Genomic DNA, 10,737 nt, shown 5'->3' on the forward strand with positions numbered 1-10,737 from the left:
CGCTCACGCTGTTCGGCCAGCGGGCCGAGCCCGATCCGACGGCGCCGCCGACGCCGGATTTCGACATCCTGCCCGCGCTGATGATCCAGTTCCGCATCCGCAAGGTCGCGGTGCCCTCGACCGGGCAGTTCACCGACGACGGCGCGCCGCGGCCGACCGAGCTGAAGGGCGTCTACGAGATCTCGACGACCACCGACGACGTGCGCAGCCGGATCCGGATGCTGCTCGACAGCGGCGACATCGGCGCGACTCGGCTGGACCTCGTGCGCATCGACCGCGACGCCGGGGGCGACCGCGGATACGCCACGCTGCCCACTGCGGCGCCCGACAATTCGGTCTACCTGTTCAAGACGAACCTCTCGACGCTGACGCAGCCAGACAACCTGTTTCGCCCCCTGATGCTGGGCGCGGTCGAGGAGGACGATCCCGACGACGCGGGCATCGGCGACGTCGCGGCCTTCCTGCGCTTGATCTGGCAGGCGAGCGTCGTCAACGCGACCGGCTTCTTCCTGCATTACACAGACGCGTCCGGCGCCCCGCTGCCCGACGACATGTTCGACGACACCGGGGCCGCGACGCTGACCGTGATGGCGTCGGCCACCGCGCCGCGCGCGCTTAGGCCCTACGACAACGCGCTGATCCTGCCGGGCGACGTGGCGGACACCGCCTTCATCGCCGCCGATGACGCGGACGGTGCGCCGGTGCAGGTGCACCATCCCGCCTACCAGGCCGGCTGCGTCGCGTTCCAGATCGACTGGACCACCGCGCCCGCGCTGACCATTGCCGAGGCCGAGCGGCCGGCGCCCTTCGCGCCCGAGACGGTCGCCGCGCTCTACGACCTGATCCAGTACCGCGTGCGCAGCGACGATCAGCCCGCGGGCTTCGATCCCTCGCTGTGGAGCCTGCCGCTGTCGCGCGCCAAGGACACGCGCGACATCGCGCTGGGCGACGCGGGCCCCGGCCGCTACCGCCAGGTGGTCCCGGCCTACCGCTTCGGCACCGGCGCCGAGAACACCATCTACGGCGTGACCGGGCGCCGCCCCGAGCTTCAGTTCCGCCTGCTCGACACCTACGGCAACGCGCTGGCTGAGGCGGATCACACGGTGGCCTTCGAGGTGCTCTACCACGACCCGCTGGTGCCGCTGGGCGAATGGCCGGGCACGCAGTCGACCTACCGCGTCGGGCGCGACGACGACGGCCGGCCCTGCCTGTTCCTGACGCTCGACTTCCAGCCGGACGAGATTGTGCGCCGCGACGTGCACCGCTTCATGACCGCCGAGGCGGGCGCCACCGACACCGACAAGGCCGCCCGGCAGGCGGAAATCGCGCGCTTCCGCTACGGGCTGATCCTGGCGCAGCTGCGCGACCCGAACGTCGAGGCCGAGGTACTGAGCACGTTTTTCGGCCCGCCGGCGCCGCTGGGCGCGGTGAAGGATCCGCTGCGGTATGCCGCGGACCGGATCGTCGCCGACCTGGACGCGCTGCTGCAGCACAAGACGCCGCTGGTGCCGCGCAGGATCACGATCCCGGTGCCATTCGATCCCGCGGCCCTGACCGGCCAGCCCGACACGATCTTCGCCATCACGGTCCAGACGCAGCTGCGCCGCACCGCGTTCGTCGATCCGCTGGCGGCCGAGCGGCTTCCCGAAGCGGCGCAAAGCCGCTGGACGGTGCCGCTCGACCTGTCCGTCCCGCCCGAGAACCGCCAGGAGGGCGATGGCCCAGAGCCCGCCGAGGTCGATCTGCGCCACTTCGCCAACCAGCTCGAGGACGCTTTCCGCGGCTATGACGGTGCCGATGGGCTGCTGAAGCTGACGGTGCGCAACGGTGTGTCCGACTTCGCCGCGGCCGGCGCCGAGCCGGTCCTGTGGGGCCTGAAGTGGAGCGCGTCCTCGGGCCTAGACGTCCGGTTCGACGCAGGCTCGGTCGCGTATTTCACCTTGGTGCCGATCAGCACGAAGCTGCAGGGCCATGCCGGCGTCCCGGTGACGCTGTGGGATGCCGACCTGACCCCGACCGAGGAGACCCGCGCCTTTTCCGAGATCGACGTCGATTCCTGGGCGCGGCAATTCCTAGCGACGATGGACCGGATCATGGGGCCGGCGGTCTCGAGCGTCGTCGTCGGCAAGGGGCAGGGGCGGTTCGCCGAGTTCGCCACCGCCAAGCGCCTGCTGGCCGAATGCCTGAAGGCCGGGGTCGAGCCGATCCTGGTGCCCGACGTCCGCACGGCGCGGTTGTCGACCTTCGGCGCGCGGCAGGTGGTCCCGGGCGATCTGACCAGCGCGCGCGACCGGTTCGAGCAGCACGTGCTGACCCGCCTCGCCGCCGCCTATGACAGCCTCGTCGTGATGCAGATGGCCGCCGAGGTGACCAATGCGCAGGCCGCGCAGGCGGGCGTCGACGCGCCGCGCATCTTCGGCGGGGTCAAGGCGACGGGCACGACGCCGAGCACAGGCGACACCGCCGACGCATTCTCGGTCTCGAACACGCGCCTGCCGACCGAACCGCCGGCGGACTCGGGTCCGCGCTTCGCGAACTTCCTGGTCTCGGCGGTCAATCCCAGTCGACAGGCCAAGCTCGACATGGCGCTGGTCTGGAAGGTCGGCTTCGTCGAGCACCGGATCGCCTCGGCGCACCGGGCGGGCGGCTACGTGCCGTCGAGCTGGCTGCGCGTCGTCGATTCGGACCTCGCGTCCGAGCTTGCCTTCGATCTGGGCGAGGTCAGCGTGCCCATCCCGTCCATCAGTTACCCCGCCGTCCCGGTGATGGAGGCGCAGAGCGCGATCCAGCAATTCGCGGGCACCGCCGATTCCGTCGACGACTTCTTCCTGTGGTCCTACGAATCCGTGATCCGCAAGACCGAGAAGGACGCCAAGGACACGCTCTTCGCCGAGCTGCGCCTGAACGAACGGGTGGTGATCGAACGCGCCCCCGCGGCGCTGGCGCGGGGGCCGGGCGAGACGGGCGACGTGGTGCCCCTGTTCGAGGCGCTCGCGCGCTACGCGGTCGCCTGGCCCGAGCTCGAAACCTTGCTCGAGGCGCTGGTGGCAAAAGAGGGCGACCTGCCGATCGCCGACGACCTGCTCGACGTGGTGTTCGGGCTGGTCAAGGACGTGGCAATCTACTGGGCCGGGTTCCGGGGCGTGCCGATCCCCGCGCGCTGGCAGACCGCGACGCCGCGCGCGGCCCGAATGACCGCGCCGCCGGCCGAGGAGACGATCTCGTACGCGATCGACTTCGAGAAGGCGTTCGAGGCGCCCGGACAGCTGATCGTCACCAGCGAGCAGTCCGCGATCTGGCCCCGGATCAACGGCGAGGACGGCAAGACGGGGCCGGACGCCTTCACGCGGCTCTACGCCTACGACGCCGAGGCGGACCGGCTGGCGCTGCGCTGGCGCGATCTCAGCGCGCTCGACCGGCAGACCGCGCGGCTGACCACGTGGCTGAAGCGGAACTCGAACCTGGGCGAGGGGGGCGACCTGACGGTCAATCCGAACCTCGTCTACGCGACTCCCGCCAGCACCTATGCCAGCCCGGTGATCCCGCGCCTGCGGATCGACGAGTTCCGCAACGACGAGACCGCGCCCGATCTGGCCACGACGCTGCTCAAGACGTTCAACGTGGTCCTCGGCGTCGCCTCGGTGCTGAAGAACACGCGCGCCGCCAAGATCGAGACGCGGTACGAGTACAGCCTGATCCGCGACCCGCGCGCCGCCGGCTCGGCGCTCACCAGCCGCGCTTCGGTGCTGCTGGCGGACGGGGTGGTGATCGACCTCGCCACGGCGAAGGATGACGCGGATCCGATCAAGGCGATCGCCGACGCGATCGCCGCGGACGTCACGTTTTGGCACGAGAGGGCCGGCATGCCCACAATGTCGGCGCGGCTGGTGCAGTCGCTGGTGCTGTTCGCGGTAATCCAGGACGTGCACCAGCCGATCCTGAACATCGACCGCATCGTCTACGACGTCCCCGAAGGCTGGTGGACGGGTTGACGGTGCGCGGCCTCGATCCGTAACCGGCGGCCTCCCTCGCTGCGCCGCGCCCGCCATGCCGCGGCGCAGCGGTTTGCCTCCCCCGTCCGGATCGACTATGTGCAGCGCACCGTCGCCGCGCAGGCCCAGGCGCCGACGCCAGCCCGAAGGTCGAGGATGCAGATAGACCAGAACGCCAGACTGTCCGTCGCGCCGATGATGGACTGGACCGATCGGCACTGCCGGTATTTCCACCGCCTCATCTCGGGGCGGGCGCTGCTTTATACCGAGATGGTGACCGCGTCGGCGCTGGTGCGCGGGGGCGCGCTGCACCTGCTGGACTTCGACGCGGCCGAGCATCCCGTGGCGCTGCAACTTGGCGGCTCGGACCCGGCCGAGCTGGCGCAGGCCGCGCGGCTCGGCGCGCGCGCGGGCTACGACGAGATCAACCTCAACTGCGGCTGCCCCTCGGACCGGGTGCAGTCGGGCACCTTCGGCGCGGTGCTGATGCGCGACCCCGCGCTGGTGGCGCGCTGCGTTGCGGCGATGCGTGACGTTACGGAATTGCCCGTCACCGTCAAATGCCGTATCGGCGTGGACGACCAGGATCCCGAAGAGGTCCTGCCCGAATTCCTCGCCCGTATCGTCGCGGCCGGCTGCGAGCGCGTGACCGTCCACGCGCGCAAGGCTTGGCTGCAGGGGCTCAGCCCGAAGGAGAACCGCGATGTTCCGCCGCTCGACTACGACCTCGTCTTGCGCATGAAGCAGTTGTTTCCCAACCTGCACGTCTCGATCAACGGCGGGGTCGACAGCCTCGACGCGGCGCGCGCGCTGCTGGACCAGGGCCTCGACGGCGTGATGGTCGGGCGCGCAGCCTACCACCAGCCGTGGGACGTGCTTGCGGGCGCCGATGCCGCGATCTGGGGCGATGCCCCACGTGGCGATGCGCCCGAGGACATCGCCCGCGCGATGATGCCCTACGCCCAGGCGCACGTGGACGCGGGCGGCAAGCTGAGCCAGGTCACGCGCCACATGCTGGGCCTGTTCGCCGGCCGCCCGGGCGCGCGCGCCTGGCGCCGCACCCTGTCCGAGCAGGCCGTGCGTCCCGGCGCCGACGCAACCCTGATCGAGACCGCGCTGTCGCGCATGGAAGAGGCCCAAGCCGCATGATCCCAGACATTGCCACCCTCGCGCCCCTCGTGGGGCTTCTTCTGCTGTCCGGCGCCTTCGCCGGCCTTCTCGCGGGCATGCTGGGCGTCGGCGGCGGCATCGTGCACGTGCCGGCCTTCTTCTTCGTCTTCTCGACGCTGGGCTACGAGAGCCCCAAGCTGATGCAGGTCTGCCTGGCGACGTCGCTGGCGGCGATCGTGATCACCTCGCTGCGCTCGGTCGCGGCGCACAACAAGCGCGGCGCGGTCGACTGGGGCATCCTCAAGACCTGGGCGCCGGGCATCGTCATCGGTGCGATCGTCGGCGTGTTCGTCGCTGCGCAGGTGCGGACCGAGGCGCTCGAGGCGCTGTTCGGCATCGTGGCGATGCTGGTGGGTCTCTACCTGGCCTTCGGACGTCCCGACTGGCGGCTGGGCCAGCAGATGCCGGGCCTGGCCGGGCGGTCTGTCCTGTCCCCGCTGGTGGGGCTTCTGTCGGTGCTGATGGGGATCGGCGGGGGCACGTTCGGCGTGCCGCTGATGACGCTGTTCGGCGTGGCGATCCACAACGCCGTGGCGACCGCGGCGGGCTTCGGCGCGCTGATCGCGGTGCCGTCGGTCATCGGCTTCCTGCTGGTCGACGTGGCCGACGCGCCGCCGCTGACCTTCGGCGCGGTCAACCTTCCGGCCTTCGTGGTGGCGGTGTCGATGACGCTGGTCACGGCACCGATCGGCGCGAAGATCGCCCACAAGCTCGACGGGATGACCCTGCGGCGGTCCTTTGCCGTGTTCATCCTGATCGTCGCGGTCAACATGCTGTTCACCGCGTTCGGCAGCTGATCGGGCGTCAGCCCGCCTGACCGTCGCGGCGCGCCAGCCGCGCGGCCCGGCCGCCGCGGCGCTTGTTCAGCGCGCCGCCGCGGTCGGGCAGCTCCGCCATCACGGCGCGGCGTTCGTCGGGCGTCATCTTCGACCAGCGCGTGATCTCGTCGATGCTGCGCAGGCAGCCGGCGCACAGCCGCGTTTCCGGGTGGATCACGCAGGTCTTCACGCAGGGGCTCTCGATCTCGTCCCGGCGCCAGGCGCTTTCGGTGTCGGAGGGGCGGCGGTCGGTCATGGGCGGACCTGCGTAGCGGACAGGTGGGCAAGGCGGTCGAGCGCACCTTGCAGGATGTAGGCGGCGGCGACGTGGTCGATCACCTCGGCGCGGCGGCGGCGCGAGGTGTCCGCCTCGAGCAGGGCGCGCTCGGCGGCGACGGTCGACAGACGCTCGTCCCAGAAGCCGATCGGCCCGTCCCACAGCCGCGAGAAGTTGCGCGCGAAGGCGCGGGTCGACTGGCAGCGCGGCCCCTCGCTGCCGTCCATGTTGTGCGGCAGGCCCAGGATCAGCCCGCCGATGCCGCGCTGCTGCAGCACGGCCAGCAGCGCCTCGGCATCCAGCGTGAACTTGCGCCGGCGGATCGTCTGCAGCGGCGAGGCGACGGCGCGCATCGAATCCGACACGGCGACGCCGATCGTCTTGTCGCCCAGGTCGAGCCCGGCGAGCGCCTGCATCGGCCGCAGCGCGGCGGCGAAGTCGGTGATTTCTTCGTGGATCATGACGGGTTTCCGTGACCTCGACCGGGCAGGGGGCGCTGCCCCCGCCGCCCGTTCCGGGCGACTCCCCCGGGATCTTTGCGGACCAAAGAAGCCGCGCGGAGGCGTGCAATCATTCTTCCAGCCCCGCCTGTGCCGCGGCGGCGTCGAGCATGTCCAGCGCATCCTGCGAGGTCGCGAAGACCGAGCGCGCCTCGGACCAGATGGCGCGGGCACGGTCGGTCTCGCCCAGAACGCCGAGCGCGGTGATCAGGCGCGCCCAGTCCTCGGGCGGGCCGCCCTCGGTCGCCAGCCGGTCCGACAGGCCCGAGACCATGCCGCGGATCATCTCCATGCGCTGCTCGGGAGTCATCTCGACCGCGTTCTCCATGTCCTCGGGCGTCGGGCCGCGCGGCGCGGCCTGCGGTTCGGGCAGCGTGTAGTCCGCCATGCCCGCGCGCCAGGCGATGTCCTCGATCTGGGCGCGGATCGGCTGCAGCCAGGGCGCGTCGGCCGGGCTTTCGCGCAGCAGCCGGTCCCAGGTGTTGAAGGCGAGGTCGGGCCGCCCGGTCTGGGCCATCATCAGCCCGGCGTAGTAGCGCGCCACGCCGTTGCGCGGATCGCGCGTCAGCGCGGCATCGAGCGCGCGTTCCGCCTGCGGGCTGACATAGCCGCCGGCGGCGAGGATCATCATGTCGGCGAGATCGGCGTAATCGTCCGCGGTGGCCGCGTCGCCCTTCGCCTCGATGATCGCCTGCTGGGCCTGGTAGGCGGCGACGTAGTTTCCGAGCGCCGCCTCGGACCGGGCGAGCAGCGCGAGGCCCTGCAGGTCGCCGGGCCGTTCGGCCACCGCGCCGCGCAGCTGCTGCACGAGCGCGAGATAGTCGGGATCGGCGTCGGGCGATTGCGTGGCGGGCAGGCCGGATTCGGCCTCGGCCTGGCTGGGGCGGGTCTGGCGCGCGTCCTCGGCCGCGGCGATGCGTCCCTGGCGCGGCAGGTCCGGGTAGCCGGGCGCCCCCAGCCGGCCGTAGAGCACGAAAGCGCCCGCCACCACCAGCACCGCGGCGAGCGCCGCCACCCCGGCCGAGGCCGCGCGCGGCTGTTCGGGCCGGGCCGCGTCGCCGCGGGCGGCGCTGTCGGCGGCGAGGATCCGGCGCGACACTTCGGTGCGCAGGCGCTCGGCCTCCTCGGCGGGGATGGTGCCACGGGCCAGGTCGCGGTCGATCTCGGACAGCTGGTCGCGGTAGACCCGCAGGTCCGAGGCCTGTGCCGGCGCGACGTCGCGCCGCCCGCGCAGCACCGAGAGCGCCAGCAGCGCCGCCACGGCCAGCGCCATCAGCCCCGTCACTCCCCAGAACAGCGTCATGTCGTCTCCGCCTCGTTGCGCCGCGCAGGTGTAACCCCGCGCGGGCGCGGACGAAAGGCCCGATGGGGCGCGGCACTTTGCCCGGCGCCGTCCGTGGCCCGCGTCGAAACGGGCCATGTCGCATCCGCGCTGCATTGCGCCGCTTGCGGGCGGCGGAGGCGGTGATACGCGTTGCTAGTGGGAAGGGCAGGTTGCCCCGGGATTCGGATGCCATGAAACGTTATTCCGCCTTCGCCGTCGCCCGCGAGGCCCTGACCGGCCACCGCGGCTGGGAGCGCGCCTGGCGCCGGGCGCAGCCCAAGGCACGCTACGACGTGATCATCGTCGGCGCGGGGGGCCACGGGCTGGCCACCGCCTACTACCTCGGCAAGCGCTTCGGCATCACCAACGTGGCGGTGCTCGAAAAGGGCTGGCTGGGCGGCGGCAACACCGGGCGCAACACAACGATCATCCGCAGCAACTACCTGCAGGACCCGTCGGCCGCGATCTACGAGAAGTCGCGCGCCCTCTACGAGACCCTCAGCCAGGAACTGAACTACAACGTCATGTTCAGCCCCCGCGGCGTGATGATGCTGGCCCAGACCGAGCACGAGGTGCGCGGCTACCGGCGCACAGCGCACGCGAACGCGCTGCAGGGCGTGGACACGCGCTTCATCACCCCCGCCGAGGTCAAGAAGATCGTGCCGATCATCCGCCTCGAAGGCCCGCGCTACCCGGTTCTGGGCGCGCTCTGGCAGGCCCGCGGCGGCACCGCGCGGCACGATGCGGTCGCCTGGGGCTACGCGCGCGCGTGCTCGGCCATGGGCATGGACATCATCCAGCAATGCGAAGTCACCGGCATCCGCCGCGACGGCGGCCGCGTCACCGGTGTCGACACCACGAAGGGCGCGATCGACTGCGACAAGCTGGGCCTCGTCGTGGCGGGCCATTCGGGCGTGCTGGCCGAAATGGCGGGCTTCCGCCTGCCGATCGAATCCGTGGCGCTGCAGGCGCTGGTGTCAGAACCGATCAAGCCGGTGATGGACTGCGTCGTCATGGCCAACACCGTGCACGGCTACATGAGCCAGTCCGACAAGGGCGAGATGGTCATCGGCGGCGGCGCGGACGGCTACAACAACTACACCCAGCGGGGAAGCTTTCACCATGTCGAGGAAACCGTGCGCGCGCTGATCGAGACGTTCCCGATGCTGTCACGCCTCAAGATGCTGCGCTGGTGGGGCGGGATCGTCGACATGACCGGCGACCGCTCTCCCATCCTGTCGAAGACGCCGCTCGACGGCTGTTTCGTCAATTGCGGCTGGGGCACCGGGGGGTTCAAGGCGATCCCCGGCTCGGGCTGGGGCTTTGCCGAGCTGATGGCCAAGGGCCACGCCCCGCTGACCGAGGCGTTCACGCTGGACCGCTTCCGCGAGGGGCGCTTCATCGACGAATCCGTCGCCGCGGGGGTGGCGCATTGACTGGGGCGGCGCCTCGGGCGGGCCGGGCGGCCCCGCAGTGTTGCACACCGGCATCGTCCCGCCGCCGTGGCATGCGCGGCGGGAACCGGGAACGCGCACGAAAGGTTGATCGCGCAGACAACCAATGCGGAAAGGACCCGTCATGCTGCGCAACATCATTCTCATCGTCGTCGCCATCATCATCCTGCTCGTCGTGCTCTTCGTCTGGGGCGTGTTCGAGGTCGGCGACGAGGCGCTCGAGGCCACCACGCCGGGCACCGAGATCGAGGAGACCGAGGAACTGGACAACGAACCCGTCACCGAGTGACGCAGCCCCCGGGCTGATCCGGCGTGATGCGCGCGCGATTGCCGCGCGCATCACGCCATCGCCTCGGACCGTTTCGGTAGGTGTCCCTGCGACGCCGTCGCGCATCCCGTTCTCATGGGGTGCGTCATGCTGATCCTCACCTGTCCGAATTGCGGCGCAGCCGCCGACGAGACCGAGCTTGCCCCCGGCGGGCAGGCGCATCTGACCCGGCGCGGCCCGGACAGCGACGACACCGCGTTCGAGGCATACCTCTTCCTGCGCGACAACCCGCGCGGCGTGCATTTCGAGCGCTGGCGTCACGCGATGGGCTGCGGCAAGTGGTTCCACGCCGCACGCTGCACCGCGACCAACGAGGTCTTCGGCACCTATCCCGCCCAGACGGCGCAGCCGCCGCAGCCGATCCTGGACCGGATCGCCGCGCGCCGGCCCGACTGGACGCCCTCCCAAGCGAAAGACCCCAGCGCATGAGCACCCGTCTCGCCACCGGCGGCCGGCTGATCGACCGCAGCCGCAAGGTCGCCTTCACCTTCGACGGGACCAGGCTGCAGGGCCATCCGGGCGACACGCTCGCCTCGGCGCTGCTGGCCGAGGGCCGCACGCTGGTCGGGCGCAGCTTCAAGTATCACCGCCCGCGCGGCATCGTCGCCTCGGGCGCAGAAGAGCCCAACGCGCTGGTGGGCCTGGGGCAGGGCGACCGGTTCGAACCGAACGCCCGCGCCACCACGACCGAGCTTTTCGACGGGCTGGAATCGACGTCGCAGAACCGCTGGCCCAGCCTCGACTACGACGTGGGCTCGATCAACGCGGCGCTGTCGCGCTTCCTGCCGGCGGGCTTCTACTACAAGATGTTCATGCAGCCCCGCGCCTTCTGGAAACACGTCTACGAGCCGTTCATCCGCCGGTCGGCCGGCCT

10 protein-coding genes are annotated in these 10,737 nt (G+C 71.1%); 7 read left to right on the forward strand and 3 right to left on the reverse strand.

What is annotated here, in order from left to right:
- From ACFDTC_RS15600 to ACFDTC_RS15610, 3 genes are all read left to right on the forward strand, one after another.
- A partial coding sequence (locus tag ACFDTC_RS15600; RefSeq protein ID WP_375259810.1) for a hypothetical protein occupies positions 1 to 3,992 on the forward strand: 3,992 nt, incomplete at its 5' end.
- A gap of 156 nt (positions 3,993 to 4,148) precedes the next feature.
- Positions 4,149 to 5,141, forward strand: a complete 993-nt coding sequence (gene dusA / locus ACFDTC_RS15605) for a tRNA dihydrouridine(20/20a) synthase DusA (RefSeq protein WP_375259811.1) — start codon at positions 4,149 to 4,151, stop codon at positions 5,139 to 5,141.
- A complete protein-coding gene (locus tag ACFDTC_RS15610) occupies positions 5,138 to 5,959 on the forward strand; it encodes a sulfite exporter TauE/SafE family protein (protein ID WP_375259812.1) in 822 nt (273 codons plus the stop codon). The genes dusA and ACFDTC_RS15610 overlap by 4 nt, the downstream gene beginning before the upstream one ends.
- A gap of 7 nt (positions 5,960 to 5,966) precedes the next feature.
- Here the strand turns inward: ACFDTC_RS15610 and ACFDTC_RS15615 are convergent, their stop codons facing one another.
- From ACFDTC_RS15615 to ccmI, 3 genes are all read right to left on the reverse strand, one after another.
- Positions 5,967 to 6,236, reverse strand: a complete 270-nt coding sequence (locus tag ACFDTC_RS15615) for a DUF1289 domain-containing protein (RefSeq protein WP_375259813.1) — start codon at positions 6,234 to 6,236, stop codon at positions 5,967 to 5,969.
- Positions 6,233 to 6,718 carry a Holliday junction resolvase RuvX gene (gene ruvX, locus ACFDTC_RS15620; protein ID WP_375259814.1) on the reverse strand — a complete coding sequence of 162 codons (486 nt, stop codon included), beginning with the start codon at positions 6,716 to 6,718 and terminating at the stop codon, positions 6,233 to 6,235. The genes ACFDTC_RS15615 and ruvX overlap by 4 nt, the downstream gene beginning before the upstream one ends.
- A gap of 109 nt (positions 6,719 to 6,827) precedes the next feature.
- Complete coding sequence (gene ccmI, locus ACFDTC_RS15625; RefSeq protein WP_375259815.1) at positions 6,828 to 8,060, reverse strand: c-type cytochrome biogenesis protein CcmI; 1,233 nt, start codon at positions 8,058 to 8,060, stop codon at positions 6,828 to 6,830.
- Between the two features lie 212 nt (positions 8,061 to 8,272).
- Between ccmI and ACFDTC_RS15630 the strand changes: the two genes are divergently transcribed.
- The 4 genes from ACFDTC_RS15630 to ACFDTC_RS15645 form a co-directional block, all read left to right on the forward strand.
- A complete protein-coding gene (locus tag ACFDTC_RS15630; RefSeq protein ID WP_375259816.1) occupies positions 8,273 to 9,517 on the forward strand; it encodes a sarcosine oxidase subunit beta family protein in 1,245 nt (414 codons plus the stop codon).
- Positions 9,518 to 9,659: 142 nt separating this feature from the next.
- Complete coding sequence (locus tag ACFDTC_RS15635) at positions 9,660 to 9,824, forward strand: hypothetical protein (RefSeq protein WP_375259817.1); 165 nt, start codon at positions 9,660 to 9,662, stop codon at positions 9,822 to 9,824.
- Positions 9,825 to 9,950: 126 nt separating this feature from the next.
- Positions 9,951 to 10,292: a sarcosine oxidase subunit delta gene (locus ACFDTC_RS15640; protein WP_375259818.1), complete on the forward strand. Its 342-nt coding sequence runs from the start codon at positions 9,951 to 9,953 to the stop codon at positions 10,290 to 10,292.
- A partial coding sequence (locus ACFDTC_RS15645; RefSeq protein WP_375259819.1) for a 2Fe-2S iron-sulfur cluster-binding protein occupies positions 10,289 to 10,737 on the forward strand: 449 nt, incomplete at its 3' end. The genes ACFDTC_RS15640 and ACFDTC_RS15645, both read left to right, overlap by 4 nt.

Origin of the sequence: Citreimonas sp., assembly GCF_042096055.1 — a bacterium.
Taxonomy (GTDB): Bacteria; Pseudomonadota; Alphaproteobacteria; order Rhodobacterales; family Rhodobacteraceae; genus Citreimonas.